A 26,530-nucleotide genomic window follows, 5' to 3' on the forward strand; every position below is an offset into this window, starting at 1 on the left:
GGCTCATTTGCAGCCGAGCTTGCCTATCTGCAGCTTGAACCTGCGCCGTCCCGGCATTTGTTCTGCGCTTGAGTCGTCTACGATAAACACATCGAGCGTGCAGGTGTCGGCCCGCACCCGGTAGTGGTCGTTTCCGGCATGCTCAATCGCGTCGATGGGGCCATGCTCTTCCAGCCTGCGGCGCAACATCGCCGCTGTCGGTAACGGCGTCGATCTCGGCCTTGCCGCTGCCAATTGGGCGGCAACGCCGCCGATGCCGCCACTGCGCCAGGCCGCAGGAATGCCGCGACAAAACCGATTCGGTTCATAAGACCTCTGATTGCTTGGCTTCCAATGGAGGCCTTTACCGGCGTCAGTCACTCTACAGCCGTTGGCGGCCGCCAACGCTTCTAAAGCATTAGGAGAACCGCGACTATGTCAGGTTCGATACGCCGGCCTCGATGACCTCGACCGCGTCGCCGATGGCGATTGTACCGGCATTGTTCGGAATCGCGTTCTGGCCGAAGATGATGCCACCCTTGGCCGAGCGATGGAGTTTGCCAAGGGTCTGCAACGGCCGCGCGGGTCCGGCTGCTCGCCGCTGTGCGGATCGCGAGTGGTGATGACACAGCGCGCGCAGGGCTTTGCGATCCGCAACTCGGCAGAGCCTATGCGGATCGTCTTCCAGCTGTCTTCGGGCCATGCGCCTTCTGCGTCGATTACGATGTTAGGGCGAAACCGCGCCATCTCGATGGGACTGGCAAGATGGCTGTTCAGATGCTCCAGCGAGCCAGTCGTGGCCACCAGCAGCGGAAAACCATCGGCAAAGCCGACGTATTCGCCAGGTTGGCCGAATTCCGAGTCGACCGGCCGGTTCCGCGGATCGTCAAAATAGACGAGGTCGACGGGCCGGCCAAGAATAGCCGAGAGATATGCGCCCGCGGCCGGATCGCCCGATCGCGCGGCAACCATATCCTTCCAGATCTTGACCTGGCGGAGTGCAGTACCAGGAGCCGGAGCCTCGACGGCGTGCGAGCCATGCCTGTCATGCTTCAGCAGGATGCCCGTGTCGCGATGCTCGACGTCGATTGTCGTCATTGCCGGTATCTGGCGAATGGTGAGGAACTGTCCGTCCTTGTCGACGACCATCCAGCGACGGTCCCCGGCCATGCCCATGGTCTCGATGTCAGCGCTCGGCACGGCATGGCCGCGCAGGCTCTTGACCGGATAGCGATAGAGTTCGACGACCTTCATGCGCAATGCTTCTCTGTTGCCCGAAGGGCGTGACTTCCCATGTCATAGCCCACGATGACACCCGCCCGACCCTACAGCCGCAAGGGCGCAGGTGAAGGGGTTGCACCGTCTTTGTCTTGTGCCAACCGCTCGGCTCTCACCGCGCATGAAAAAACCCGCGAGCCTTGCAGCCCGCGGGTTTTTGTTGACAGCCGCGCGCGAGGCGCGGTCGGGGCTTAGTTGCCTTGCTTCTTCAGCGCCGCGCCCAGGATATCGCCCAGCGAGGCGCCGGAGTCGGTCGAGCCGTATTGGGCGACCGCTTCCTTTTCCTCGGCGATTTCCAGCGCCTTGATCGAGACCTGCAGCTTGCGGGTCTTCTTGTCGAAGGCGATGACGCGGGCGTCGACCTTCTGGCCGACGGTGAAGCGCTCGGGGCGCTGCTCGTCGCGGTCGCGGGAAAGGTCCGAACGCTTGATGAAGGTCTCGATGCCGCTGTCGACCAGCCGCACGTCCAGACCGCCATCCTTCACGCCGATGACCTCGCAGGTAACGACGGCGTTCTTGCGCAGCTCGCCGCTGCTCGCGGCTTCGCCGACCGTGTCACGCGCCAGCTGCTTGATGCCGAGCGAGATGCGCTCCTTCTCGATGTCGACGTCGAGCACCTGCGCCTTGACCATGTCGCCGCGATTGTACTCTTCGATGACCTGCTCGCCCGGACGGGTCCAGTCGAGGTCGGAAAGGTGGACCATGCCGTCCACGTCGCCTTCCAAGCCGATGAACAGGCCGAACTCGGTCTTGTTCTTGACCTCGCCCTCGACCTGGCTGCCGACCGGATGGCTGCGCGCGAAGGCCTCCCACGGGTTCTCCAGCGTCTGCTTGAGGCCGAGCGAGATGCGGCGCTTGGCCGGATCGACCTCGAGCACCACCACGTCGACTTCCTGCGTCGTCGACAGGATCTTGCCGGGATGCACGTTCTTCTTCGTCCACGACATTTCCGAAACGTGGATGAGCCCCTCGATGCCCGGCTCCAGCTCGACGAACGCGCCGTAGTCGGTGATGTTGGTGACGGTGCCCTTGATCTTCTTGCCGATCGGGAACTTGGTGCCGATATCCGACCATGGATCGCTCTCGAGCTGCTTCATGCCGAGCGAGATGCGGTGGGTTTCCTGGTTGATGCGAATGATCTGCACCTTGACCGTCTGGCCGATGTTGAGGATCTCGGTCGGATGGTTGACGCGGCGCCATGCCATGTCGGTGACGTGCAGCAGGCCGTCGATGCCGCCGAGGTCGACGAACGCACCGTAGTCGGTGATGTTCTTGACCACGCCTTCGACCACCTGGCCCTCCTCGAGGTTCTGCACGATTTCCGAACGCTGTTCGGCGCGGCTCTCCTCGAGCACGGTGCGGCGCGACACCACGATGTTGCCGCGACGGCGATCCATCTTGAGGATCTCGAAGGGCTGCGGGTTGTGCATCAGCGGGGTGACGTCGCGGATCGGACGGATATCGACCTGGCTGCGCGGCAGGAACGCCACGGCGCCGTCGAGGTCGACGGTGAAGCCGCCCTTGACCTGGTTGAAGATGACGCCTTCGACGCGCTCACCCTTGGTGAACTTCTCTTCGAGGCGCACCCAGCTCTCCTCGCGGCGGGCCTTCTCGCGCGACAGCATGGCTTCGCCAAGCGCGTTCTCGATGCGCTCGACATAGACCTCGACGGTGTCGCCGACCTTGAGGGAGGATTCCTTGCCCTTGGCGCCGAATTCCTTCAGCGGCACGCGGCCTTCGACCTTGAGGCCGACATCGATGATGGCCATGTCCTTTTCGATCGCGGTGATCGTGCCCCGGACAACCTGGCCCTCGCCGGAATGGCCGGCGGTGAATGATTCTTCGAGCATGCTCGCGAAATCGTCGCGAGACGGATTAGCTACTGACATTGTTTCTCCTGGAATGCCCCGCATGGCTAGCGGAGCGGGCGCCGTGGGTTAGCGTTGCGTGAGCCTGCCGGCGTTCCGGGCTGAAGAGCCCTTGGCCGCTGTTCAGGCGGCAAGTCCGGCGCATGAAGAATGCTGGCAGGCTGGTTCGTGCCCGATATGGGTATTTTTTCCGCGTTCGGCAATCGCAAGCGCGGGAGAAAAACCCGGATCAGGCCTTGTTTCTCTTGGCAAGGGCCTCGTCAACGATCGCCATCGCCGCCAGAAACGCGGCTTCTATAGCCATTTCGCTGGTATCAAGCAAGTGCGCGTCTTCCGCCGGCTTCAGCGGCGAGGAGGCTCTGCCCATGTCGCGCTCGTCGCGGCGCTGGATATCGGCGAGGATCGTGGCAAAGTCGGCGCTGCCGCCCATGCTCTCGATCTCGGCCAGCCGGCGCTTGGCGCGCACTTCGGCGCTTGCCGTGACATAGAGCTTGATGTCGGCGTCGGGACACACGACCGTGCCGATGTCGCGGCCGTCGAGTACCGCGCCCGGTGGCGCCTTGGCGAAGGCGCGCTGCTTTTCGACCAGGATGCGCCGGACCGTGGGAATGACCGCGACCTTGGAGGCCGCCTCGCCCACCGCATGCGCCGACAGCACGGTGCGGTCGAGGTTGGAAAGGTCGACCTGCCGCGCCGCGGTTTCGGCCGCCGAGACATTGTCGAGCGGCAGGCCGAGCTCGAGCAGCTTGTGGGCGACCGCGCGATAGGTGAGGCCTGTGTCGAGCAGGTTCAGCCGATAGTGGTCGGCGAGCCGGCGGGCCAGCGTGCCCTTGCCGGCGCCCGCTGGTCCGTCGATGGCGATGGTGAAGGTGTGGGTCATGAGAGGGTCGCCACGAGCGGAAGAAGAGACGAGCGCCGCGTTCCGTCGCGCCCCCCTCTGTCCTGCCGGACATCTCCCCCGCAAGGGTGGAGATTGGCAGTTTTGGCGCTCCGCTCAATTCCGTAACGTTGGCGATTGGCGAAAGCCGCGATGACAGCTGATCTCCCCCCTGGTGGGGGAGATGTCCGGCAGGACAGAAGGGGGCGCTGTCCCGCCAGCGTTTCAGTTCGGCCCGTACCCATCGCCTTCATTCGATCTCCGCGCCCAGCCCTGTCATCAGCCCCATGAACTCCGGAAAGCTCGTCGCGATCATCGCCTGGTCGTCGATGGTCACCGGCTTTTCCGTCGCCAGCCCCATCACCAGGAAACTCATGGCGATGCGATGGTCGAGATGGGTCTGGACGATGGTGCCCGGCCCATTGGGATGCTGGCCCAGCCCCTTGCCGCCCGGCTTGCCGCGCACGGCGAGCGAGGCTTCGCCCTCGGTGCAGTCGACGCCGTTGAGTTTCAGCCCGTTGGCCACCGCGGACAGCCGGTCGGATTCCTTGACGCGCAGTTCCTCCAGCCCTTGCATCAGCGTCTCGCCCTCGGCGAAGCTCGCCGCGACAGCCAGCACCGGATATTCGTCTATCATCGACGGCGCCCGCTCCGGCGGCACGGTAACGCCTTGCAGTTCGGAATATCGCACGCGCAGGTCCGCCACATCCTCGCCCCCGGCATTGCGCGGATTGAGGATGTCGATGCGGCCGCCCATTTCCTGCAGCGTCAGAAGCAGGCCGGTGCGGGTCGGGTTCATCAGCACGTTTTCGATCGTAATGTCCGAGCCCGGCACGATGAGCGCGGCGACCAGCGGGAAACCGGCGGAGGACGGGTCGCCGGGCACGGCGATCGTCTGCCCGGTGAGCCTGCCCTGGCCTTCGATGAAGATATGGCGCACGCCGCGCTCGTCGGTCTCGACGGTCAAATTGGCGCCGAAACCCTTCAGCATCTTTTCGGTATGGTCGCGCGTCATCACCGGTTCGATCACGGTGGTGATGCCCGGCGTGTTGAGGCCGGCGAGCAGCACCGCCGACTTCACCTGCGCCGACGCCATCGGCACCCGATAGGTGATGGGCGCAGTATGCTTTGGCCCGCGCAGCGTGATCGGCATGCGGTCTCCCGGCGCTGCCTTCAGCACCTGCACGCCCATCTGGCGCAGCGGGTCGAGCACGCGGCCCATCGGCCGGCCGGAAAGCGAGGTATCGCCGATGAAGGTCGTCTCCATGTCATAGGTTCCGACGAGGCCCATGGTCAGCCGTGAGCCGGTGCCGGCATTGCCGAAGTCGAGCGGGCCTTCGGGCTGCAGCAACGCGCCGTTGCCGGTGCCGCGGATCACCCACTCGGCTCCCTTCTTTTCGACATGGGCGCCCATAGCCTTCATGGCAGCGCCGGTGCGCATCACATCCTCGCCTTCGAGCAGGCCGGTGATGCGCGTTTCGCCGGAGGCCAGGCCGCCGAACATGAAGGAGCGGTGCGAGATCGACTTGTCGCCCGGCACGCGCGCGGTGCCCGTAAGGGCGGGAGATTTGCGGGCCGTGGCTGGTTTAGCGGCGGCGGAATGAGACATTTTGTCTTCCAAATGAAAATGCCGGCTGCCCGGCTCCGTTCGTGATGGTGCGCGGTCTCGTATCACGGCGCGCTGCAATGGTCATCCCCTTGGCGCGGCCCTTCGAACGCAAGCTTTTATGATGCCGGCTTTTGGCTTTGACAGCGCTCAAAACTGCGGTTAAGGGGACCACTCTTTTATCGACGAGGCCTACTGTGGCAAAAGCTGAACTTGGCACCAAGCGTGTCGACCCAGAGACGGGTCGGAAATTCTACGATCTCAACAAGGACCCGATCGTCTCGCCCTATACCGGCAAGAGCTATCCGCGCTCCTATTTCGACGAAGGCAAGATTTCCGCCGTCGAGGAAGACGAGGACGTCGCCGACAAGGAAATCGACGCCGAGGAAGAAGAGGGCGCCGAAGTCGTCTCGCTCGAAGAAGCCGATGACGAGGCCAAGGGCCCCGCCGACGATCTTCCCGATCTCGGCGACGAGGAGGAGGACGATGTCGATCTCGGCGACGATGACGACGTCACCTTCCTGGCCGATGAAGAGGAAGAGGACGACGACGTCGCCGACATGATCGGCGTCGGCGACGACGAGGACGAGGTCTGACCTTTGGTCTTTGGCGCGCTTGTTTGCCGGCCATTTTGGCCTGTGACGAAAAAGCGGCTGTCCAAGGCTTGATCTTGACCGAAGGCGGCGCTAGAAGCCGCCAGCACTAAACGACGGCGCGGTTCCCGACCGCGCCGGATCTCTTCGCCGGAAACGGCGCCGGCCGACTGCCGGGAGTGGGGCCATAGCTCAGTTGGGAGAGCGCTTGAATGGCATTCAAGAGGTCGTCGGTTCGATTCCGATTGGCTCCACCAAACAGTCTCCTGGCCATGTTCGGCGTTGCAGCATTAGCGCTTGCAGCTTGCCAGTCGGCTTCCGACGAACCGCCTCCGCCGCAACAACCTGCCCTGGCCGCTGCCGCAGCTCCGGCTCCCGCCGTGCCGAACTCGGCGGTCTTGGACCAGGCCGTCGCGGTCGTTCCTCCCGGCAAGGGCGTTCCGGCCAGATATGCGGCATTCTCGGGCATATGGGCCGGGCAGCTCAATGGCATGTATGACGGCAAATTGGCCGTGCTGACGGTTTCCCCGGGCGGGCAGGTGACGGCCAGCTATGCATGGGGCGACCTGGCCGACAACAAGCCGGGCGTCGCCGACGGCTCCGGCCGGATTGCCGGCAACACGTTGAAGCTCGGGCGCCTGCCGAACGGCGCCGACATCACCGCCACGATGCTGTCGGAAGGGACGCTCAGCGTTACCTACGCGCTGGCCGGGCAGACCTATACAGGCTCGTTCGCCCGGGTCGGCCAGTGAACAAGCTTGGCAGTTAAGATTGAAGCGGGTCCTTGGTGATCCGCACGCACATCGGCGTTCCGATCTCGATGGCGTGGCTGGTGTCGGTCAACCGGCCGGTCGCGCCGTCGCGGGCGAAGATCGAGATGCGGTCGGCGTTCTGATTGGCCGAAAACAGATGCCGGCCCGAAGGACTCAGCGCGAGGTTGCGCGGCGTGGCGCCGCCGCAGGGCGCGAAATCCACCAGATCGAGCTTTCCCGATTGCTGACCGACAGCCAAGATGACGACGCTGTCGTGGCCGCGGTTGGAGCCATAGAGGAAGCGGCCGTCGGGCGAGATCTGGATGTCGGCGCAGTGATTGCGCGCGCGAGCCTGCTCGGGCACCGCCGGCCTGGTGTCGATCGGTTCGAGCCGGCCCGATGCTTGGTCGAGCGCCAGCGAGACGACCGTCGAGTCGAGCTCGTTCATGACGAAGACGAAGCGGCCATTCGGATGCAGCGCGACGTGACGCAGGCCGGCGCCAGGCGCGAGCGCCGAGGAAGCGAGCTTCACCAGGCCGCCGTCCGGTTCGATCCGGTAGGAGACCAGCTGGTCGATGCCGAGATCGGCGACGATGGCGACGCCGCCTTGGATCGTCTCGGTGACGCTATGCGCGTGCGGCCGCTCCTGGCGATCGGCGTTGGGACCGGTGCCGGAATGCGCGACGCTGGCCAGCGACGCGGTCAGGCCGCCATCATTCCTGAGCCCGAAGACCGCAACCGCCTGGTCGGGTCCGCCGCTGCCCATGCCGTAATTCGCCACCAGAAGCTTGGCGCCGTCGCGCGTGATCGTGTTGTGCGCGGTGATGCTGCCAAGCGAAGCCTGCTTGTTGATATAGGCGAGTGAATTGGTGGCGCGGCCGAAGCAATAGGCCGAGACCGTTCCCTCGCGCCAGGCGAAGACTTCGGAATTGGCATAGATCAATGAGCCGTCAGGCGTCACCGACAGGAAGGTCGGGTTGTCGACCTCGCCGGTCTCGGCAAGCTTTTGCACGGCAAGCGTCGCCTCGTCGAAGGCGTAGACGCCGAGGCCGACACCGTGCGCCTTGGAAATAGGGCGCCTCGCGGTTGAGGCTGCCGACAAAGACCAGACAGGCGCTTTGCATCGATATTCCTCCCATGCCCGGGGCTTCTCCGCCTGTGCCGGCCGTCGAAAATTTCGCCGATCATCGCTTGCAAGGCAATCTCATATGTGAAAATATTATTCACAAAAGAAAACTGACGGGAGAAAAGCGATCATGCGTCTCGCCATCCGGCTTCGTGCCCCGACCTGCCTTGCAGGCCGCGTCGGAACCTTCCGGGTCGAGGCATGAGCGCCTTCCCGCCGACCGCCTGCCCAACAGTCGGCCCAACGGTCGGCATTGCCTCGACGCATCCGGCCGACATGCCGCAGGCGCATGCCGACATCCCTGTCTGGAATTCGGAAAACTGGTTTTACGAGGACTGGCAGGTCGGCCACAAAATCCGCTCCCTGCGTCGCACCATCGCCGAGGGCGAAAGCCATATGTTCAATGCGCTGGTGCTCGATATCCACCCTTACGTGCAGGACCAGATGTTCGCCGAGAAGGAGGGCATCTTCGGCCGGCGGCTGGTGGCGGGCGCGTTCGTGTTTTCGGCCGGCCTCGGCCTCGTCGCCACCAACTGCGTCAACGCCTTTTCCTATGGCTACGACAAGCTGCGCTTCATCAAGCCGGTCTTCATCGGCGACACCATCTATTCCATCCGCACCAACCTCGACAAAAAGCCGCGCTACAAGGACATGGGCCTGATCCGCGCCAGCTACGAAGTCTTCAAGGGTGAAGGAGAGCTGGTGCTCTACTGCGAGCATCTGCAGACGGTGAAATACAAGAACCCGGCCGACTTTGTCGGCAAGACCGAGAAGTGAACCGTGGCCGCTGAAAAAGAACTTCCGCTCACCGGCCTCGTCGTCGTCGACATGAGCCAGTTCCTGTCGGGGCCCTACTGCTCGCTTCGCCTGCTCGACCTCGGCGCGCGCGTCATCAAGGTCGAGCGGCCCGACGGCGGCGACCTGTCGCGCCGGCTTTACCTCAGCGACACCGAGATCGGCGGCGATTCCACCATTTTCCATGCCATCAACCGCGGCAAGGAGAGCCTGGCCGTCGATCTCAAGAACGAGGCCGATCTCGCCATGCTGCGCGGGCTGATCGCCAAGGCGGACGTGCTCATCCAGAACTTCAGGCCGGGCGTCATCGAGCGCCTCGGCCTCGACTATGAGCATGTGAGAGCGATCAACCCCAGGCTCGTCTATGCCTCGATCAGCGGCTACGGCGAGGACGGGCCCTGGGTCAAGCGCCCGGGGCAGGATCTGCTTGCCCAGGCGCGCTCCGGCGTGATGTGGCTGAATGGTGACGAGGAGCAGGGGCCGGTGCCGTTCGGCCTGGCGATCGCCGACATGCTGGCGGGCGCGGCTAGCGCGCAAGGCATCCTCGCCAAGCTGGTACGGCGCGGCATCACGGGTGAGGGTGGCCATGTCGAAACCAGCCTACTCGAGGCGCTGGTCGACTTCCAGTTCGAGGTGCTGACTACGCATCTCAACGATGGCCGCCGCCTGCCGAAGCGCTCGTCGTTCCGCAGCGCGCACGCCTATCTCTCGGCGCCTTACGGCGTCTACCCGGCCAAGGACGGCTACCTTGCGATTGCCATGACACCGATACCGAAAATTGCCGATTTGCTCGAATTGCCCGAGTTGGACCCGTTCCGCGACAGGCCGGCGACCTGGTTCACCGCCCGCGACGAGATCAAGGCGATCATCGCCGGACGCATCGCCGAGAAGACCATCGACGAATGGCTGGCCGTCCTCGAGCCCGCCGATGTCTGGTGCGCCAAGGTGCTGGCCTGGCCGGAACTGATGGCAAGCGAGGGCTTCAAGACGCTCGACATGCTGCAGACCGTGACGCGCGAGGACAATGTCTCGATCCTCACCACCCGCACGCCGCTGCGCATCGACGGCGCACGCGCCAAGGTGGATAGGGCCGCCCCCCGCATCGGCGAGCACAGCGAAGAAATCCGCGCGGAGTTCGGCCTGTGATCCGGTTGAAAGGCATGACCTGGAGCCATCCGCGCGGCTACGACCCGATGGTGGCGTGCTCGGCGCTGTGGGAGAAAAAGACCGGCGTCTCGATCGACTGGGAAAAGCGCTCGCTGCAGGATTTCGAATCCTTCCCGGTCGAAGAACTCGCCCGCGCCTATGATTTGATCGTCATCGACCATCCGCATGTCGGCCAGATCACCGCCGAGAAATGCCTGGCGCCGCTCGATGTGCCCGGACGCGAGGCGGAACGTGAAGCCCTTGCGAGGGCCAGCGTCGGCCCGTCCTATCCGAGCTACACATGGCAGGGTCGGCAATGGGCGTTTCCGATCGATGCCGCGACCCAGGTGCAAGCCTGTCGGCCGGATCTGATCGAGGCCGCGCCGACGATCTGGACCGAAGTGCTGGCGCTTGCCGAGCAGGGCCGCGTTCTGCTGCCGCTCCGGCCGCCGCATTCGCTGATGTGCTTCTTTACCCTTGCCGGCGATCTCGGCCGGCCATGCGCGGTCGATGGCTCAGGCGATCTGGTCGACGGCGAGACCGGCGAAACCGCCTTCGAGATGCTGCGCGAGATCGCAGCACTTGTCGATCCCGCATGCCTGGCGATGGATCCGATCGCGGTGTTCGAGAGGATGGCGCAAGCAGGGTCGACCATCGCCTGCGCGCCGCTGATCTACGGCTATGTTCCCTACGCAGTGCCGGGTTTCCGGCCGCACCGTCTTGCTTTTGCAGACATGCCGGTCGTGGGCGGCAACGGCCCGGTAGGCTCCGCGCTTGGCGGCACCGGCATTGCCGTCTCCGCCTTTTCCGCCGCGCGCGAAGCGGCAATCGACTTCGCCTACTGGATCGCCAGCGGCGACGTGCAGCGCGGGCCTTACGCCGCCGCCGGCGGCCAGCCCGGCCATGCCGGGGCCTGGGAGGACGACTCTGTCAACGCCGCGACGGGCGAGTTCTATCGCGCGACGCGCGCGACGCTTGAAGGTGCCTGGGTCCGTCCGCGCCATGACGGCTACATGGCGTTCCAGCAACGGGCTTCCGACCGCATCAATGAAGGCCTCGCCGGCAGGCAGGACGCCCGCCGCGTCGTTGCCGACATCAATCGCCTGTTCCGGGAGAGTTTCGCGCCGGCCAAAAAATGACCAGCCTGACACGCAGCCTTCTCCATCCGCTGATCGTCACGCTCGGCATTGGCATGATCGTCCAGGGCGCCGTGCTGTTGTGGACCGGCGGCTTCCCATCCGGATCGGCGCCGCAGGCCGTGTCCAGCTTCGTCTCGATCGGCGACTCGGTCGGCCCTTGCCTGTGCCCCTGCTGGTGCCTTGCCTCGTGGTGCTCACTGCGCTGGTCGTCCGCACGACGATCTGACTTCTATAGCCGCCACAGCCGGCGCGCATTGCTGGAGAGCAGGCGGGCGCGTTCTGAGTCGCTGGCACCCGCGAGCAAGGCATGGGTGGCGGCAACCCAGGTGGTCAGTCCGCCGCCCAGCGTGCAGACCGGCCAGTCGCTGCCCCAGATCACCCTGTCCCAGCCGAAACACCGGATCGTGTGCTCGACATAGGGCTTGAGCGTATAGGCCGTCCAGGTCGCCGGGTCGGCATAGGCGACGACGCCGGAAATCTTGGCCGTGACGTTTGGCCGCTTGGCGATTGCCTCCATGTGCTCGCGCCACGGATGTTCTGCATTGCCCTTGATATCGGGTACGCCGCAATGGTCGAGAACGAACTGGACGTCGGGCGCGAGGTCGGCGAGCGCGATGGCCTTCGGGATCTGGTGCGGCAATACCACCAGATCGAATGTCAGGCCGGTGCCGGCAAGTCGCTTGATGTTCTGGCGAAACAGCGCCCCTTCCGAGACTTCGTCGGCCACGACATGCAGCACGCGGCGGAAACCCTTGACGAACGGATCGGCCTTGACCGTCTCCAGATATCCCTCGAAACCCGCCTCTTCCGGCCGGCAGGACGCGATCGCCCCTCTGAGCAGGCTGTCAGCCCGGCCGGCGAGCGACTTCACATGCGCGGTCTCGGCGGCGATGTCGGCGGGATCGACATCGACCTCCATATGCAGGACGCCCTCGATGCCGCAGCGCCGCGCATCGCTGGCATATTCGTCATAGGTGAAATCGCGGTTCAGCGCCGGCACCCCGGCCAGCCACGGATAGCGAAGCGCGCTCTGGTCGATGAGATGAAGATGCGTGTCGACGATCATGGCGGCGTATCCTTCGTGGTCCGCAGCACTATCTCGCTGAAAAATCCATTATTCAAATAAGAAATTACGACGATTGCGGCACATCGGATCCGGCCAGTTGCGAAAGCCGCGCGGCGGCGGCTTGCAGATGTCGAATCGTCAGCGTGATGTCGGGTGCGGTGGGCGCGTTGACCAGGGTGATATAGGGGATGGTGAGCGCGGCGATGGCCCTGCCGTCGGGCCCGAGCACCGGCGTCGACAGATTGTAGACGCCGGCGGTCTGCAGCGACGCCATCATCTCGTAGCCGCGATCGCGCACCTGGTCGAGGCGGGCGAAGAACTCCGGTGTCAGGTTGAGCTGTTCCGTGCTCTGCAGATGCTCGGCGATCATCATCTCGCGCTCCTCCGGCGAGCGGAAGGCGAGCAGCACATGGCCCGAACCGGTGTCGAACAGGCTGATATGGGAGCCGACTCGGATCGAGATGCCCCAGTAACGCGGCGCTTCCTGCTGGGCGATAACCACGGCGGCGCCGCGGTCGAACACCACCAATTGGTTGGCCTGCCACGACGTCTCGGCCAGTTCGCGCATGATCGGCGTCGCATAGGACACCAGCCGGCGCACCGGCGCGTGCAATTGCGCGAGGCCGAAAAGCTTGAGCGTCAGCGAATAGCGATCGCCGTCGATCTTGGTGACATAGCCGCGCCGCACCAGGCGGTCGAGCATGCGGTAGAACTCGTTCGGACTGCGCTCCAGCCGCTTGGCGATCTCCGCCTGCGTCAGCCCACCATCCACGCTGGACAAGAGCTCGAGAATATCCAGGCCCTTGTCGAGCGCCGGCGCGCGGTAGCGGTCCCCGTCTTCTTCCTCTGCCACCTGCCCCTCCAGTGAATTTCGATCTGCATATACGCATGAACTTCGTTCCGCTGGAAGAACAATCGGCTTGACCCGGGAATGAAAATGCTATTTGCATATGAATGAAACCTGATCGGCGCGGTTCCGCATCCTGCGAGCCGTCGCCGCGGGCTCATGGGAGGAGAACATGACGAGACTGCTTCTGGCCGTTTCCACTGGCCTGGCCGGGCTGATGCTGAGCAATGCTGCTTTTTCGGCCGATCTGCCCGGCAAATTTCCGGGCGTGACGATCGACGTGAAGCTGATCGGCGGCCAGCAATATGAAAAGCTCTACGAGCGCATCCCCGAATGGGAGAAGGCCACCGGCGCCAAGGTCAACATCCTGACCAAGAAGAACGGCTTCGACATCGACAAGGAGCTGAAGTCCGACATCGCCTCGGGCAGCACCAACTGGTGCGTCGGCTGGAACCATTCGTCCTTTGCGCCGCAATATACGGGCCTTTACACCGACCTCAGCAAGCTCTTGCCGAAGGACGAGATCGACGCCTTTGTGCCGTCGACGATCAAGGCCGCGACCATCGACGGCAAGCTGGAGATGCTGCCGCGCGCGCAGTTCGACGTCTCGGCGCTCTACTACCAGAAGAGCCTCTACGAGAACGCCGACAACAAGACCAAGTTCAAGGCCAAATACGGCTATGACCTTGCCCCGCCCGACACCTGGAAGGAAGTCACCGACCAGGCCCAGTTCTTCGCCAACCCGCCCAATTTCTACGGCACGCAATTCGCCGGCAAGGAAGAGGCGATCAACGGCCGCTTCTACGAGATGGTGGTCGCCGAGGGCGGCGAATATCTAGACAAGGACGGCAAGCCAGTCTTCAACTCCGAGGCCGGCATCCGGGCGCTCGATTGGTTCGTCAACCTCTACAAGGCCAAGGCCGTGCCGGCCGGCACGACCAACTACCTGTGGGACGATCTCGGCCAGGGCTTTGCCTCCGGCACCGTGGCGATTAATCTCGACTGGCCGGGCTGGGCCGGTTTCTTCAACGATCCGAAGTCGTCGAAGGTCGCCGGCAATGTCGGTGTGAAGGTCGCGCCCAAGGGTTCTTCCGGCAAGCGCACCGGCTGGTCGGGCTTCCACGGCTTCTCGGTCACCGAGAACTGCGCCAACAAGGAAGCCGCTGCCTCGCTGGTGTGGTGGCTGACCAATGAGGACAGCCAAAAGCTGGAAGCCGCCGCCGGCCCGCTGCCGACCCGCACCGCGGTTTGGGACTGGGACCTGAAGCAGGCGGAAAACGATCCTTACAAGAAGGAGGTTCTGGGCGCTTTCCAGGAGGAGGCCAAGCACGCCTTCGCGGTGCCGCAGACGCCTGAGTGGATCGAGATCTCGAACGCCGTCTACCCCGAACTGCAAGCGGCGATCCTCGGCGACAAGACGTCCAAGCAGGCCCTCGACGAGGCCGCCGCCAAGGCGACGCAGATCCTCCAGGACGCCGGCAAGCTCTAGAAACTGCCGCCAACGCTGCCTCCCCCGTCGCGAACGGGGGAGGCGACAGCGTCTTGCCGCCATGGGCCGGGCCTTGCCGGTGAGGGGCCAGAAGTCGAATGCAAAACCGCACAGGATCCTGATGAAGGGCTTCAAGCCATCCGCGCCGTTCCTGCTGTTGCTTCCGGCCATCATCGTGCTGGCGGCGGTCGTGGTGCTGCCGTTGATCCTGTCGCTCTATTCCAGCTTCACGCCGTTCCGCCTGACGCGGCCCGAGACGTTCTTCGTCTTCGTCGGCTTCCGCAACTATCTCTCGATCCTGTCCAATGCGGATTTCTGGTGGGCCTTCGGCCGCACCGTCCTGTTGCTCACCATCGCGCTCAATCTCGAAATGCTGCTTGGCCTCGGCCTGGCCATGCTGGTCGAGAAGGCGACGCGCGGACAGCGGGTGCTGCGAACGCTGATGATGTTCCCGATGATGTTCTCACCGATCCTGGTCGGCTTCCAGTTCAAATTCATGTTCAATGACAATATCGGCCTGGTGAATAACGCGCTGCAGTCTCTCGGTATCACGCAGGACGCCATCCCGTGGCTGATCGAAGGGCATCTCGCCTTCATCGCCATCTCGATCGCCGAGATCTGGTCCTCGACCTCGATCTTCGCCATCCTGATCCTGGCCGGCCTGCTCGCCATGCCCAAGGAGCCGATCGAGGCGGCGCGCGTCGATGGCTGCACGCCCTGGCAGACCTTCCGCTATGTGACCTGGCCGTTCGTCATGCCTTTCGCCTATATCGCCATGACGATCCGCTCGCTCGACGTGGCGCGCGCCTACGACATCGTCAAGATCATGACTGATGGCGGCCCCGCCGGCCGCACAGAGCTCTTGTGGACGCTGGTCGGGCGTACCGCCTACAGCGATGCGCGCATGGGCCTGGCCAACGCCATGGCCTATTTCTCGATCCTGCTGTCGATCGCCTTCACAGTCTATTTCTACAACAAGCTCGCCGCCGCGCGCGCGCAGATCGGCGCGGAGTGGTGATGATGGACGAGAACGCCTCCGCCCGCCTCACCCGCCGCACCCTGACCGTCGCGCACCGTGTCGGCCTCTTCCTCGCTATGCTCGTCATCTGCCTGCCGGGCATCTGGATCGTGCTGTCATCGCTGAGGCCCACGGTCGAGATCATGGCCAAGCCACCGGTCTGGATCCCGCAGCAGCTGTCCTTCGATGCCTATGTCGCGATGTTCAGCGGCATCGGTAAAGGCGGCATTCCGGTGCTCGACTATTTCCGCAACTCGCTGATCATCTCCGTCACCTCGACGGTGATTGCGGTGGCGATCGGCATGGCCGGCGGCTACGCCTTCGCGCGCTACCGCTTCCGCGGCAAGTCGGGCATGTTCCTCGGCCTGATGCTGACGCGCACCGTGCCCGGCATCGCGCTCTCGCTGCCGTTGTTCTTCCTCTACGTGCGCCTGGGCATCATCGACACCCATATCGGCATGATCCTCGCTTATGTCGCGCTCAACGTGCCGTTCACGATCTGGCTGATCGACGGCTTCTTCCGCCAGGTGCCGAAGGACCTTGCGGAAGCCGCGCAGATCGACGGCTGCACGAGGTGGCAGGCGTTCTGGCAGGTCGAATTCCCGCTGGCCCGGCCCGGCATCGCCTCGGCCGCGATCTTCGCCTTCCTCACCTGCTGGAACGAGTTTGCGCTGGCCTCGCAGCTCACCCGTTCCGTCAATTCCAAGACGCTGCCCGTCGGGCTGCTCGACTACACGGCCGAGTTCACCATCGACTGGCGCGGCATGTGCGCGCTGGCCGTGGTGATGATCATCCCGGCGCTGACCCTCACCTACATCGTCCAGAAACACCTCGTCGGCGGCCTTACCTCCGGCGCGGTGAAAGGTTGACTTCATGGCAACGGTCTCGCTGAAAAACCTCACCAAGCGCTACGGCAACATCGCGATCGTGCATGGCATCGATCTCGAGATCGCCGACCGCGAATTCATTGCGCTGGTCGGCCCGTCCGGCTGCGGCAAGTCGACGACGCTGCGCATGATCGCCGGCCTCGAGGATATCAGCGGCGGCACGATCGACATCGGCGGCCGCATGGTCAACGACCTGCCGCCGCGTTCGCGCAACATCTCGATGGTGTTCCAGTCCTATGCGCTTTATCCGCACATGACGGTGCGCGAGAATCTCGGCTTCTCGTTGAAGATCGCCGGCGCCGCGAAGGACGACATGGACCGTCGTGTCGCCGAGGCGTCCGCCATCCTCGGCCTCGACGAACTGCTTGAGCGCCGCCCCTCGCAGCTCTCTGGCGGCCAGCGCCAGCGCGTCGCCATGGGCCGCGCCATCGTGCGCGATCCGGACGTGTTCCTGTTCGACGAACCGCTGTCGAACCTCGACGCCAAGCTGCGCACCCAGATGCGCACCGAGATCAAGAAGCTGCACGCCAAGGTGAAGTCGACGGTCATTTATGTCACGCACGATCAGGTCGAGGCGATGACACTGGCCGACCGCATCGTCATCATGCGGTCAGGCTACATCGAACAGGTCGGCACGCCGGACGAGGTGTTCAGCCGTCCCGCGACCCGCTTTGTCGCCGGGTTCATCGGCTCGCCGCCGATGAATTTGCACGAGGCGACGGTCAGCGACGGCAAATTGGTGTTCGGCAGCGGCGACAGCCTGCCTCTGCCCGGCCAGTTCAAGTCGAAAACAGCGGCCGGCGACAAGGTCGTGTTCGGCATCCGCCCCGATGATTTCTTCCCGACCGGCCACGGCCTGAGCTCGGGTGGCGACACCGAAGTCCACCGCCTCGAGCTGCCGGTCAGCATCACCGAGCCGCTCGGCAACGAAACGCTGGTCTTCGCCGAGTTCAACGGCACCGACTGGGTGTCGCGCATGCTCAACCCGAAGCCGTTGAAAGCCGGCGACAGGATCGGCATGAGCTTCGATCTCAGCCGCGCGCATCTGTTCTCCGCCGAAACCGGCAAGTCGCTGAGGGTCTGACATGGCGAAAATCGAAAAAGTCGAACTGCGCATGGTCGACCTGGTGCCGAAGGTGAAGCGCACGGATGCCATCCAGAGCTTCGTCAGCCAGGAAACGCCGATCGTCACCATCACCGATTCCGATGGCGCGTCGGGCACCGGCTACAGCTATACGATCGGCACCGGCGGCTCGTCGGTGATGCGGCTTCTGGCCGACCATCTCGCGCCGCGCCTGATCGGCCGCGATGCCGACCAGATCGAGGCGATCTGGCACGACCTCGAATTCGCCACCCACGCCACCACCATCGGCGCCATCACGGCGATCGCGCTCGCCGCGATAGACACCGCTCTGTGGGATCTGCGCGCCAGGAAGCAGAACCTGCCGCTCTGGAAGCTCGCCGGCGGCGCCAAGGACCGCTGCCCGCTCTACACCACCGAAGGCGGCTGGCTGCATATCGAGACGCAGGCGCTGGTCGACGATGCGGTTGCCGCGAAGGCCAGGGGGTTTACGGGCTCGAAGGTCAAGATCGGCAGGCCGCACGGTTCCGAGGATTTTGCGCGGCTCTCCGCCGTGCGCAAGGCGGTCGGCGACGGCTATGAGATCATGACCGACTGCAACCAGGGCTTTTCGGTCGACGAAGCGATCCGCCGCGCCGAGCGGCTGCGCGAGCTCGACCTCGCCTGGATCGAGGAGCCGCTGCCGGCCGACGACATCGACGGCCATGTGCGACTGTCGAATTCGACCGCGACGCCGGTTGCCGTCGGCGAATCGCTCTATTCGATAAGGCATTTTCGCGAGTACATGCAAAAGGGCGGCTGCAACATCATCCAGGTCGATGTCGGCCGCATTGGCGGCATCACCCCTTGGCTGAAAGTGGCGCATGCGGCGGAAGCCTTCGACATGCCGGTCTGCCCGCATTTCCTGATGGAACTGCATGTCAGCCTGGTCTGCGCCGTCCAGAACGGCAAATATGTCGAGTATATTCCGCAGCTCGACGAGTTGACGGGAAGGAAGATGCGCATCGAGGATGGCCATGCCCTGGCGCCCAGCGAGCCCGGCATCGGCATCGATTGGGACTGGGACGCCGTGAAGGCAAGAAGCGTCGCCGAATTCACCACGGCGATCACCAAATAGGAGGCGGATATGCAGCGCGTGGGAATGGTGCTGGGCCTGAAGCCCGAGAAAGTAGAAGAATATGTCCGCCTGCACGCCGCCGTCTGGCCGGACGTTCTCGCCATGATCTCGGCCTGCAACATCAAGAACTACTCGATCTACCTGAAGCGGCCGGAGAACCTCTTGTTCTCCTATTTCGAATATCACGGCACCGACTACGCCGCCGACATGTCCAAGATGGCCGCCGACCCGAAGACCCAGGAATGGTGGTCGGTGTGCATGCCCTGCCAGGAGCCGCTGCAAACGCGCAAGGACGGCGAATGGTGGGCGACGATGGACGAGGTCTTTCACCATGACTGATGCCTTCGATCCGGCGTCGCTGGCCCAGTCCTGGCCCACGCCGTCGAAACCGCGCCCGATCGTCACCTTCGGCGCTGGCTCGATCGTCGGCGACGCGCATTTTCCCGCCTACCGCAAGGCCGGCTTCCCGATTTCCGGCCTCTACGATCCGGACCAGGCCAAGGCGCGCAAGCTCGCTGACCAATGGGGCGTCACGGCCTTCGGTTCGATCGAAGAGGCAGCGGCGGTGAAGGATGCGATCTTCGACCTGGCCACGCCGCCGGGCCGGCACGCCGAGGTGCTGAAGGCTCTGCCGGACGGCGCGATGGCGCTGATCCAGAAGCCGATGGGCAACTATCTCGGCGAGGCGACCGAGATCCTCGAAATCTGCCGCGCCAAGAAACTCAGGGCCGCGGTGAATTTCCAGCTCCGCTTCGCGCCGATGATGCTGGCGCTGAAGGACGCGATCGCCAAGGGCTGGCTGGGTCAGGTGGTGGACTTCGACGCCCTCCTGGCGCTCGATACCCCGTGGCAGTTGTGGGAATTCCTGCTCAAGGCGCCGCGTGTCGAGATCGCCATGCATTCGATCCACTATCTCGACCTGATCCGCCAGCTTCTCGGCAATCCGCTGGGCGTGCATGCCAAGACGCTCGGCCATCCCAACCACAAGGTCGCGCAGACCCGCACCAGCGCCATCCTCGATTACGGCGATACCGTGCGTTGCGCGCTCTCGATCAACCACGACCACAAATTCGGCCGCCGCTACCAGGCCTGCGAGTTCCGCATCTGCGGCACCGAGGGCGCTGCCTATGTCAAGCTCGGCCTCAATCTCGATTATCCCCGCGGTGAGCCGGACATTTTGGAGATCTATCCCAAGGGCGGGTCTGACTGGGTCGGCGTACCGCTCGCCGGCGAATGGTTCCCCGACGCCTTCGTCGGCCGCATGGCCAATGTCCAGCGCTTCGCTTCCGGCGAGGACGCCGAGCTTGTCAGCTCCGTCGAGGACGCCTGGAACACCATGGCGCTCGTCGAAGCCGCCTATAAATCGAGTGCCGCGCCGGCGACGCCGCTGGCCGAAAAGCCATAAGGCGGGATATGGAACAGACCACCTATTTCGAAGATTACGAGATCGGCTCCTCTCGCCTCACCGGCGGGCGCACGATCACTGAGACCGATTTCATCGTCCATGCCGGCCACACCGGTGATTTCTTTCCGCATCACATGGACGCCGAGTTCATGAAGACGACGCCATTCGGCCAGCGCATCGCGCATGGCACGCTGGTGTTTTCGGTCGGCGTCGGGTTGACGGCGAGCGTCGTCAACCCCGTCGCCTTCTCCTACGGCTATGACCGGCTGCGCTTCATAAAGCCGGTCTTCATCGGCGACACGATCCGTACGCGCACCACCATCGCGGCCAAGACGGATGACCCGAAGCGTCCTGCCGCGGGGCGCGTCATCGAACGGGTCGAGGTCATCAACCAGCGCGACGAGGTCGTATTGGCCGCGGATCACATCTATATCGTCGAGCGACGGCTCGGCTGAAGACGGAGGCAAGAACATGGCTGATATCACAGGCAAGGTCGTGGTCGTCACGGCGGCCGCGCAAGGCATCGGACGGGCGAGCGCACTGGCTTTCGCCAAGGCCGGCGCCGTCGTTCATGCCACCGACATCAACGAGGCGGCTCTGGCCGACCTCGCCAAGACATCCGGTATCAAGACGCGCAAGCTCGACGTGCTGAACGACGACGCGGTGAAAACCGCCTTCGCTGAAATCGGGCGCGTCGACGTGCTGTTCAACTGCGCCGGCTTCGTCCATGCGGGCTCCATCCTGGAGATGAAGGACGAGGATCTCGACTTCGCCTTCAATCTCAATGTGCGCGCCATGATCCGTACCATCCGCGCGGTGCTGCCCGGCATGCTGGAGCGCGGCGATGGCTCGATCATCAACATGTCCTCGGTCGCCGGCGCCCCGAAGGGCGTGCCGAACCGCTTCGCCTATGGCGTCACCAAGGCGGCCGTCATCGGCCTGACCAAGTCAATCGCCGCCGACTATGTCGCCAAGGGCATCCGCTGCAACGCCATCTGCCCGGGCACCGTCGAGAGCCCCTCGCTCCAGGGCCGCATGCAGGCGCAGGGCGACTATGACGCGGCCCGCGCCGCCTTTATCGCCCGCCAGCCGATGGGCAGGATCGGCACGCCGGAAGAGATCGCCGATCTTGCGGTCTACCTGGCCGGCGCCACCTACACCTCCGGGCAGGCCTACAACATCGACGGCGGCTGGTCGATCTGAGCCGCTTCGGCGGGCAGGGCAGGCGGCAATCCAATGACGAGGCAGACATGACCAAGATCACAGACCTCAGAACCTTCGACCTGCGCTTTCCGACGTCGCAAAGCCTCGACGGTTCGGACGCGATGAATCCGGATCCGGATTACTCAGCCGCCTATGTCATCCTCGAGACCGACGTCCCGTCGCTGAAGGGTCATGGGCTCACCTTCACCATCGGCCGCGGCAACGAGATCTGTTGCGCGGCCATCGAGGCGCTGCGCCATCTCGTCGTCGGGCTCGATCTCGACTGGGTGAAACAGGATCCCGGCCGTTTCTGGCATCATGTGACCGGCGACAGCCAGTTGCGCTGGATCGGACCCGACAAGGGCGCGATGCACCTCGCCGTCGGCGCGGTGGTCAACGCGGTCTGGGATCTGTGGGCCAAGGAAGCCGGCAAGCCGGTCTGGCGTCTGGTCGCGGAGATGAGCCCGGAAGAGATCGTGCGCATCGTCGATTTCCGCTACCTCACCGACGCCATCACGCCGGCCGAAGCGCTGGAGATTTTGAAGCGTGCCGAAGCCGGCAAGGCCGAGCGCATCGCCACGCTCGAGCGCGAAGGCTATGCCTGCTACACCACTTCGGCCGGCTGGCTGGGCTACCCCGACGACAAGCTGCGGCGCCTGTGCCAGGAGGCGGTCGACCAGGGCTTCGATCACATCAAGCTGAAGGTCGGCCGCGACCGTGCCGACGACATCCGTCGTCTCAGGATCGCCCGCGAGGTCATCGGTCCGGACAGGTACCTGATGATCGACGCCAACCAGGTTTGGGAGGTCGACCAGGCGATCGACTGGCTCAAGGACCTTGCCTTCGCCAAGCCGTTCTTCATCGAGGAGCCGACAAGTCCCGACGACGTCGCCGGTCATGCGAAAATCCGCAAGGCGGTGGCGCCGATCAAGGTCGCGACTGGCGAGATGTGCCAGAACCGCATCATGTTCAAGCAATTCATCGCCGGCGGCGCGATCGATGTCGTGCAGATCGATTCCTGCCGCATGGGCGGGCTGAACGAGGTGCTGGCGGTGCTTCTGATCGCCGCCAAGTTCGGCCTGCCCGTCTGGCCGCATGCCGGCGGCGTCGGCCTGTGCGAATATGTCCAGCATTTGTCGATGATCGACTATGTCGCGGTGTCGGGCACGAAAGACGGTCGCGTCATCGAATATGTCGACCATCTACACGAGCATTTCATTGAGCCCTGCGTGATCCGCGATGCAGCCTACATGCCGCCCAAGGCGCCTGGCTTCTCGATCGAGATGAAGGCGCAATCGATCGAGGACTATCTGCACCGAGTCTGACGTTGGTGACCGCGGCCGGCAAACCCCTGCCGCGGCCCGCTGTGCCGGAGCGCGCCGAATCGGCTATGCCTTTCGCATGCAGGAAACATCCCTCTACGAGCCGGTTAAGCGGTTCCTCGAGAGCATGGATTTCGCCGTCAAGGGCGAGATCGGCGGCTGCGACGTGGTCGGCGTGCGCGCCGGCGAGCCGCCGGTGGTCGTCATCTGCGAGCTGAAACTGCAGTTCAATCTCGAGCTCGTGCTCCAGGCCGTCGACCGCGCCGCGATTTGCGACGAGGTGTGGCTAGCCGCCTATATGTCGGCGCGCGGCAAGGGTCGCGAGCATGACCGTCGTTTTCGCGCGCTCTGCCGCCGCCTCGGCTTCGGCCTGCTGGGTGTCGGCAAGAAGGGCGAGGTCGAGCTGCTGCTCAGCCCGGCCGCCCTGCCGCCGCGCCGCGATCCGCGGCGGCGCTCCCGCCTCGTCGAGGAACATCACCGCCGCAAGGGTGATCCCTCCATTGGCGGCAGCACGCGCAAAAAGCCGATCATGACCGCCTACCGGCAGGAGGCGCTCGCCTGCGCCGCCGCCATGGCCGACGGACCGAAGCGGCCGCGCGACCTCAAGTCCCTGTCGCCGCGCGCCGCGAGCATCCTTCTGCACAACTACTATGGCTGGTTCGCAAGGGCCGAGCGCGGCATCTATGCGTTGACCGAAGCCGGCCTCGCCGCGATCCAGCCTCTACCGGCACGGTAAGCACGCGAGAAATCTTTGCCGGCTTACCACTCGGCGAAGGAGCCGTCCTTGTGCCGCCAGACCGGGTTGCGCCAGCGATGGCCCTCCTTGGCGCGCTCCTTCACATACGCCTCGTCGATCTCGACGCCGAGGCCGGGTCCGTCCGGGATCGCGACATAGCCCTCATGATAGCGGAACACGTCCTTGTTGGTGGCGTAGTCGAGCAGGTCGTTGGCGGCATTGTAGTGGATGCCGAGGCTCTGCTCCTGGATGAAGCAATTGTAGCTGACAGCGTCGAGCTGCAGACAGGCGGCCAGCGCGATCGGTCCGAGCGGGCAGTGCGGCGCGACCGCCACGTCATAGGCCTCCGCCATCGCCGCGATCTTGCGGCATTCGGTGATGCCCCCCGCATGCGACAAGTCCGGTTGAATGATGTCGACGACCGCCTCCTCGAACACGGATTTGAAATCCCAGCGGCTGTACAGCCGTTCGCCAAGCGCGATCGGCGTCGAGCCAAGCGCCGCGATCTCCTTCAACGCCTCGCGGTTTTCGCTCAGCACCGGCTCCTCGATGAACATCAGCCGGTATGGCTCCAGTTCCTTGACCAGGATGCGCGCCATTGGCCGGTGGACGCGGCCATGGAAGTCGACGGCGATGCCGATGTCGGGACCGACCGCTTCGCGCACCATGGCGACGCGTTCGATGGCGGCATCGATCTTGTCGTGGCTGTCGACGATCTGCAGTTCCTCCGTTCCGTTCATCTTCAGCGCGGTGAAGCCGCGCGCGACCATTTCCCGCGCGCCCGCCGCAACCTCCGCCGGCCGGTCGCCGCCGATCCAGGAATAGACCTTGATGGTGTCGCGCAGCTTGCCGCCGAGCAGTTCGTGCACCGGCACGCCGAGCGCCTTGCCCTTGATGTCCCACAGCGCCTGGTCGATGCCGGCGATGGCGCTCATCAGGATTGGCCCGCCGCGATAGAAGGCGCCGCGATGCATCACCGTCCAATGATCCTCGATCCGGCGCGGGTCCTTGCCGATCAGGTAGTCGGCCAGTTCCTTGACCGCCGCCTCTACCGTCAGCGCCCGGCCTTCGACGACCGGCTCGCCCCAGCCGCTGATGCCGGCATCGGTCTCGATCTTGAGGAAGAGCCAACGCGGGGGGACGACATAAGTGGTTAGGGCGGTGATCTTCATGCGGGCGGGGCTTGTCTCAATTGTTCTTCAGTTTCTTGGCGCTGGTCAGGTCGCGCGCGGCCAGGTCGAGGATCTTGTTCGCCGCATTGCGCGCGGCGACGGCGTCGCGCATGCGCAGCGCCTCGACGACCTCGCCATGCGCCGCTGCCGCTTCCCGACGCCTGACCGGCGAGATCGTCGCCGTGGCCTCCAGCGAAAACAACAATGCCGCATCGATCAGCTTGCCGATCTGGCGAAAGATCGGGTTGTGGCTCGCGCCGTAGACGATCTGGTGGAAGACGATGTCGGAGCGCGAGAACTGCGTGAGATCCTCGCCGGCGCCGGCCATGCCTTGCCACGCCACCTCCAGATCGGCGATCTCCTGCAGCGTCGCCCGCGTTGCCGCGAGTTCGGCGACCAGTGGCTCGATCGCGCGGCGGGTTTCGAGGATCGCGTCGAACAGCTTGTCGTCCAGCGCGTGCGGCGCATGCCAGGCAAGCACTTGCGGATCGATGATGTTCCAGTTGTCCTGGTCGCACACGATCGTGCCGACGCGCGGCCTGGACAGCACCAGCCCCTTGGCAGCCAGCACCTTCAGGGCTTCGCGTATGACGGTGCGGCTGACGCCGTATTCGATGCCGAGATCGTTTTCGGTCGGCAGCGAGGATCCGGCCGGATAGCGTCCGGAAAATATGTCGGAAGCAATCGCCTTGGTCACATCCGGCATGACGCGCGGACGGCGCGCCGTCTCGCGCGCTTGCGTTTCCTCGTCAGCCTTCTTCGGTGTTTCGTTCACCTCAGCCCCTCCTCCAAGGCAGCGAACCCTTCGGTTTGCGCGCAATTGGTCCGGCCTTAGCGGATGCGAGTGATTTGCGCCAGCGACTGCTGATCATACCATGTATATCATTTATCATACCAGATCAATTGACGGGTATGATAAAACTGATTACACCTTACCCAGCCGAGCCCGCACTCGGCCGTTCGCTGGGAGGTAAACATGCGACTTTTGAAAACCGCGCTCGTCGCGGGCGCTCTCGCCGTCTTGTCGGTCACGACCATAGCGTCTGCCTATGCGCAGGACACCAAGATCGGCTTCATCGTCAAACAGCCCGAGGAACCGTGGTTCCAGGATGAATGGAAATTCGCCGACCAGGCCGCCAAGGAAAAGGGTTTCACCCTGGTCAAGATCGGCGCCGAGGACGGCGAGAAGCTGATGTCGGCAATCGACAATCTCGGCGCCCAAGGCGCTCAAGGGTTCGTCGTCTGCACGCCGGATGTGAAGCTCGGCCCGGGCATCGTCGCCAAGGCGGCCGCTAACAATCTGAAGCTGATGACGGTGGACGATCGTCTCGTCGGCGCGGATGGCAAGCCGCTGGAAGACGTGCCGCATATGGGCATCTCCGCCACCAAGATCGGCGAGGCGGTGGGTCAGGCCATTCTCGACGAGATGAAGGCGCGCGGCTGGAAGATGGACGAGGTCGGCGCGATCCGCATTTCATACGACCAGCTGCCGACCGCCGTAGACCGTGTCGAAGGTGCCATTTCGGTGCTGAAGGCAGCCGGTTTCAAGGCGTCGAACATCTTCGACGCCCCGCAGGCCAAGACCGATACGGAAGCCGCCCTCAACGCTGCGACCGTCGTGCTCAATGCCCATGCCGACATCAAGAAGTGGGTCGCCTTCGGCCTCAACGACGAGGCGGTGCTGGGCGCCGTTCGCGCTTCCGAAAGCGTCGGCATCCCGGCGGACGGCATGGTCGGCGTCGGCATCGGCGGCGCGGAATCGGCGATCAACGAGTTCAAGAAGCCCGCGGCCACCGGCTTCGTCGGCACCGTGATCATCTCGCCGAAGCGTCACGGCTACGAGACCGCGCTCAACATGTATGACTGGATCGCCAACAACCAGGAGCCGGCGAAGCTGACGCTGACCTCCGGTGCGCTGGCCAAGCGCGACGACTATCAGAACGTGCGCAAGGACCTCGGCATCGAATAGTCCTCCCTGTACAAACAGGCGGCGGCCCGCGTCGCCGCCTGTTTTTGCATGACCCGGCA

At 64.3% G+C, this 26,530-nt stretch carries 27 protein-coding genes and 1 tRNA gene; 18 read left to right on the forward strand and 10 right to left on the reverse strand.

Annotated elements, in window-relative coordinates:
• Window positions 1-3 precede the first annotated feature (3 nt).
• From F3H96_RS01465 to aroA, 5 genes are all read right to left on the reverse strand, one after another.
• Window positions 4-360, reverse strand: a complete 357-nt coding sequence (locus tag F3H96_RS01465) for a hypothetical protein (RefSeq protein WP_149790160.1) — start codon at window positions 358-360, stop codon at window positions 4-6.
• A 57-nt stretch (window positions 361-417) separates the two neighbouring features.
• Window positions 418-1,233: an MOSC N-terminal beta barrel domain-containing protein gene (locus F3H96_RS01470; protein ID WP_149790161.1), complete on the reverse strand. Its 816-nt coding sequence runs from the start codon at window positions 1,231-1,233 to the stop codon at window positions 418-420.
• Window positions 1,234-1,448: 215 nt separating this feature from the next.
• Complete coding sequence (gene rpsA / locus F3H96_RS01475) at window positions 1,449-3,146, reverse strand: 30S ribosomal protein S1 (RefSeq protein WP_149790162.1); 1,698 nt, start codon at window positions 3,144-3,146, stop codon at window positions 1,449-1,451.
• A 208-nt stretch (window positions 3,147-3,354) separates the two neighbouring features.
• Window positions 3,355-4,005, reverse strand: a complete 651-nt coding sequence (gene cmk / locus F3H96_RS01480) for a (d)CMP kinase (protein ID WP_149790163.1) — start codon at window positions 4,003-4,005, stop codon at window positions 3,355-3,357.
• Window positions 4,006-4,252: 247 nt separating this feature from the next.
• Window positions 4,253-5,611, reverse strand: a complete 1,359-nt coding sequence (aroA, locus tag F3H96_RS01490) for a 3-phosphoshikimate 1-carboxyvinyltransferase (protein WP_149790164.1) — start codon at window positions 5,609-5,611, stop codon at window positions 4,253-4,255.
• 194 nt (window positions 5,612-5,805) lie between these two features.
• Here aroA and F3H96_RS01495 point away from each other — a divergent pair, with 194 nt between their 5' ends.
• The 3 genes from F3H96_RS01495 (at window position 5,806) to F3H96_RS01505 (ending at window position 6,953) form a co-directional block, all read left to right on the forward strand.
• A complete protein-coding gene (locus tag F3H96_RS01495) occupies window positions 5,806-6,204 on the forward strand; it encodes a TIGR02300 family protein (protein ID WP_149790165.1) in 399 nt (132 codons plus the stop codon).
• A 178-nt stretch (window positions 6,205-6,382) separates the two neighbouring features.
• A tRNA-Ala gene (locus tag F3H96_RS01500) sits at window positions 6,383-6,458 on the forward strand.
• Window positions 6,459-6,599: 141 nt separating this feature from the next.
• A complete protein-coding gene (locus F3H96_RS01505) occupies window positions 6,600-6,953 on the forward strand; it encodes a hypothetical protein (RefSeq protein ID WP_244619872.1) in 354 nt (117 codons plus the stop codon).
• A gap of 13 nt (window positions 6,954-6,966) precedes the next feature.
• Here F3H96_RS01505 and F3H96_RS01510 read toward each other — a convergent pair whose 3' ends face one another.
• Entirely contained in the window at window positions 6,967-8,055 is a 1,089-nt protein-coding gene (locus tag F3H96_RS01510) for a lactonase family protein (RefSeq protein WP_244619873.1), read from the reverse strand.
• 225 nt (window positions 8,056-8,280) lie between these two features.
• Between F3H96_RS01510 and F3H96_RS01515 the strand changes: the two genes are divergently transcribed.
• From F3H96_RS01515 to F3H96_RS01525, 3 genes are read left to right on the forward strand one after another with little or no spacing between them, the layout of a single operon-like run.
• Complete coding sequence (locus F3H96_RS01515) at window positions 8,281-8,856, forward strand: MaoC family dehydratase (protein ID WP_149790166.1); 576 nt, start codon at window positions 8,281-8,283, stop codon at window positions 8,854-8,856.
• Window positions 8,857-8,859: 3 nt separating this feature from the next.
• Window positions 8,860-10,020, forward strand: a complete 1,161-nt coding sequence (locus F3H96_RS01520) for a CaiB/BaiF CoA-transferase family protein (protein ID WP_149790167.1) — start codon at window positions 8,860-8,862, stop codon at window positions 10,018-10,020.
• 14 nt (window positions 10,021-10,034) lie between these two features.
• Complete coding sequence (locus F3H96_RS01525; protein WP_149790640.1) at window positions 10,035-11,159, forward strand: extracellular solute-binding protein; 1,125 nt, start codon at window positions 10,035-10,037, stop codon at window positions 11,157-11,159.
• A 229-nt stretch (window positions 11,160-11,388) separates the two neighbouring features.
• On the opposite strand, the gene F3H96_RS01535 is transcribed toward F3H96_RS01525, so the two are convergent.
• Window positions 11,389-12,225: an amidohydrolase gene (locus F3H96_RS01535; RefSeq protein ID WP_149790168.1), complete on the reverse strand. Its 837-nt coding sequence runs from the start codon at window positions 12,223-12,225 to the stop codon at window positions 11,389-11,391.
• A gap of 64 nt (window positions 12,226-12,289) precedes the next feature.
• Window positions 12,290-13,078: an IclR family transcriptional regulator gene (locus F3H96_RS01540; RefSeq protein WP_149790169.1), complete on the reverse strand. Its 789-nt coding sequence runs from the start codon at window positions 13,076-13,078 to the stop codon at window positions 12,290-12,292.
• Window positions 13,079-13,244: 166 nt separating this feature from the next.
• Here F3H96_RS01540 and F3H96_RS01545 point away from each other — a divergent pair, with 166 nt between their 5' ends.
• The 11 genes from F3H96_RS01545 (at window position 13,245) to F3H96_RS01595 (ending at window position 23,330) form a co-directional block, all read left to right on the forward strand.
• Window positions 13,245-14,561 (forward strand): sugar ABC transporter substrate-binding protein, encoded by a 1,317-nt coding sequence (locus F3H96_RS01545; RefSeq protein ID WP_149790170.1) that lies wholly within the window; start codon window positions 13,245-13,247, stop codon window positions 14,559-14,561.
• A gap of 121 nt (window positions 14,562-14,682) precedes the next feature.
• Window positions 14,683-15,579: a sugar ABC transporter permease gene (locus F3H96_RS01550; protein WP_149790171.1), complete on the forward strand. Its 897-nt coding sequence runs from the start codon at window positions 14,683-14,685 to the stop codon at window positions 15,577-15,579.
• A gap of 2 nt (window positions 15,580-15,581) precedes the next feature.
• Window positions 15,582-16,448 carry a carbohydrate ABC transporter permease gene (locus F3H96_RS01555; RefSeq protein ID WP_149790641.1) on the forward strand — a complete coding sequence of 289 codons (867 nt, stop codon included), beginning with the start codon at window positions 15,582-15,584 and terminating at the stop codon, window positions 16,446-16,448.
• Window positions 16,449-16,452: 4 nt separating this feature from the next.
• Complete coding sequence (gene ugpC, locus F3H96_RS01560) at window positions 16,453-17,550, forward strand: sn-glycerol-3-phosphate ABC transporter ATP-binding protein UgpC (RefSeq protein WP_149790172.1); 1,098 nt, start codon at window positions 16,453-16,455, stop codon at window positions 17,548-17,550.
• Window position 17,551: 1 nt separating this feature from the next.
• Window positions 17,552-18,664: a mandelate racemase/muconate lactonizing enzyme family protein gene (locus tag F3H96_RS01565; RefSeq protein ID WP_149790173.1), complete on the forward strand. Its 1,113-nt coding sequence runs from the start codon at window positions 17,552-17,554 to the stop codon at window positions 18,662-18,664.
• A 9-nt stretch (window positions 18,665-18,673) separates the two neighbouring features.
• Entirely contained in the window at window positions 18,674-19,003 is a 330-nt protein-coding gene (locus F3H96_RS01570) for an L-rhamnose mutarotase (protein ID WP_149790174.1), read from the forward strand.
• Complete coding sequence (locus tag F3H96_RS01575) at window positions 18,996-20,069, forward strand: Gfo/Idh/MocA family oxidoreductase (RefSeq protein WP_149790175.1); 1,074 nt, start codon at window positions 18,996-18,998, stop codon at window positions 20,067-20,069. The genes F3H96_RS01570 and F3H96_RS01575 overlap by 8 nt, the downstream gene beginning before the upstream one ends.
• Window positions 20,070-20,077: 8 nt before the next feature.
• Window positions 20,078-20,524 carry a MaoC/PaaZ C-terminal domain-containing protein gene (locus F3H96_RS01580; protein ID WP_149790176.1) on the forward strand — a complete coding sequence of 149 codons (447 nt, stop codon included), beginning with the start codon at window positions 20,078-20,080 and terminating at the stop codon, window positions 20,522-20,524.
• A gap of 16 nt (window positions 20,525-20,540) precedes the next feature.
• Window positions 20,541-21,272 carry an SDR family oxidoreductase gene (locus tag F3H96_RS01585; protein ID WP_149790177.1) on the forward strand — a complete coding sequence of 244 codons (732 nt, stop codon included), beginning with the start codon at window positions 20,541-20,543 and terminating at the stop codon, window positions 21,270-21,272.
• 47 nt (window positions 21,273-21,319) lie between these two features.
• Window positions 21,320-22,597, forward strand: a complete 1,278-nt coding sequence (locus F3H96_RS01590; RefSeq protein WP_149790178.1) for an L-fuconate dehydratase — start codon at window positions 21,320-21,322, stop codon at window positions 22,595-22,597.
• Window positions 22,598-22,673: 76 nt separating this feature from the next.
• Window positions 22,674-23,330 (forward strand): DUF2161 family putative PD-(D/E)XK-type phosphodiesterase, encoded by a 657-nt coding sequence (locus tag F3H96_RS01595; protein WP_149790179.1) that lies wholly within the window; start codon window positions 22,674-22,676, stop codon window positions 23,328-23,330.
• Window positions 23,331-23,353: 23 nt separating this feature from the next.
• Here the strand turns inward: F3H96_RS01595 and dgoD are convergent, their stop codons facing one another.
• Together dgoD and F3H96_RS01605 are read right to left on the reverse strand one after the other, a co-directional pair.
• The gene (gene dgoD, locus F3H96_RS01600) at window positions 23,354-24,502 is read right to left on the reverse strand and encodes a galactonate dehydratase (RefSeq protein ID WP_149790180.1); all 1,149 of its coding nucleotides are present in this window, start codon (window positions 24,500-24,502) and stop codon (window positions 23,354-23,356) included.
• Between the two features lie 16 nt (window positions 24,503-24,518).
• Window positions 24,519-25,208, reverse strand: coding sequence for a FadR/GntR family transcriptional regulator (locus F3H96_RS01605; RefSeq protein ID WP_149790642.1), 690 nt, complete (start codon window positions 25,206-25,208; stop codon window positions 24,519-24,521).
• A gap of 270 nt (window positions 25,209-25,478) precedes the next feature.
• On the opposite strand from F3H96_RS01605, the gene F3H96_RS01610 reads away from it, so the two are divergent.
• On the forward strand, window positions 25,479-26,471 hold the full coding sequence (locus tag F3H96_RS01610) for an arabinose ABC transporter substrate-binding protein (protein WP_149790181.1): 993 nt from the start codon (window positions 25,479-25,481) through the stop codon (window positions 26,469-26,471).
• Window positions 26,472-26,530: the final 59 nt, after the last annotated feature.

The organism is Mesorhizobium sp. NFR06 (genome assembly GCF_900115245.1).
Classification (GTDB): domain Bacteria; phylum Pseudomonadota; class Alphaproteobacteria; order Rhizobiales; family Rhizobiaceae; genus Mesorhizobium.

Coding starts and splice junctions, on each gene's coding strand:
- F3H96_RS01595 (WP_149790179.1), top strand. CDS start 22,674: ATGCAGGAAACATCCCTCTACGAGCCGGTTAAGCGGTTCCTCGAGAGC.
- F3H96_RS01580 (WP_149790176.1), top strand. CDS start 20,078: ATGGAACAGACCACCTATTTCGAAGATTACGAGATCGGCTCCTCTCGC.
- F3H96_RS01565 (WP_149790173.1), top strand. CDS start 17,552: ATGGCGAAAATCGAAAAAGTCGAACTGCGCATGGTCGACCTGGTGCCG.
- F3H96_RS01535 (WP_149790168.1), bottom strand. CDS start 12,225: ATGATCGTCGACACGCATCTTCATCTCATCGACCAGAGCGCGCTTCGC.
- dgoD (WP_149790180.1), bottom strand. CDS start 24,502: ATGAAGATCACCGCCCTAACCACTTATGTCGTCCCCCCGCGTTGGCTC.
- ugpC (WP_149790172.1), top strand. CDS start 16,453: ATGGCAACGGTCTCGCTGAAAAACCTCACCAAGCGCTACGGCAACATC.
- F3H96_RS01550 (WP_149790171.1), top strand. CDS start 14,683: ATGAAGGGCTTCAAGCCATCCGCGCCGTTCCTGCTGTTGCTTCCGGCC.
- F3H96_RS01545 (WP_149790170.1), top strand. CDS start 13,245: ATGACGAGACTGCTTCTGGCCGTTTCCACTGGCCTGGCCGGGCTGATG.
- rpsA (WP_149790162.1), bottom strand. CDS start 3,146: ATGTCAGTAGCTAATCCGTCTCGCGACGATTTCGCGAGCATGCTCGAA.
- F3H96_RS01470 (WP_149790161.1), bottom strand. CDS start 1,233: ATGAAGGTCGTCGAACTCTATCGCTATCCGGTCAAGAGCCTGCGCGGC.
- F3H96_RS01605 (WP_149790642.1), bottom strand. CDS start 25,208: ATGCCGGATGTGACCAAGGCGATTGCTTCCGACATATTTTCCGGACGC.
- F3H96_RS01555 (WP_149790641.1), top strand. CDS start 15,582: ATGGACGAGAACGCCTCCGCCCGCCTCACCCGCCGCACCCTGACCGTC.
- F3H96_RS01515 (WP_149790166.1), top strand. CDS start 8,281: ATGAGCGCCTTCCCGCCGACCGCCTGCCCAACAGTCGGCCCAACGGTC.
- F3H96_RS01610 (WP_149790181.1), top strand. CDS start 25,479: ATGCGACTTTTGAAAACCGCGCTCGTCGCGGGCGCTCTCGCCGTCTTG.
- cmk (WP_149790163.1), bottom strand. CDS start 4,005: ATGACCCACACCTTCACCATCGCCATCGACGGACCAGCGGGCGCCGGC.
- F3H96_RS01590 (WP_149790178.1), top strand. CDS start 21,320: ATGACCAAGATCACAGACCTCAGAACCTTCGACCTGCGCTTTCCGACG.
- F3H96_RS01575 (WP_149790175.1), top strand. CDS start 18,996: ATGACTGATGCCTTCGATCCGGCGTCGCTGGCCCAGTCCTGGCCCACG.
- F3H96_RS01585 (WP_149790177.1), top strand. CDS start 20,541: ATGGCTGATATCACAGGCAAGGTCGTGGTCGTCACGGCGGCCGCGCAA.
- F3H96_RS01570 (WP_149790174.1), top strand. CDS start 18,674: ATGCAGCGCGTGGGAATGGTGCTGGGCCTGAAGCCCGAGAAAGTAGAA.
- F3H96_RS01525 (WP_149790640.1), top strand. CDS start 10,035: ATGACCTGGAGCCATCCGCGCGGCTACGACCCGATGGTGGCGTGCTCG.
- aroA (WP_149790164.1), bottom strand. CDS start 5,611: ATGTCTCATTCCGCCGCCGCTAAACCAGCCACGGCCCGCAAATCTCCC.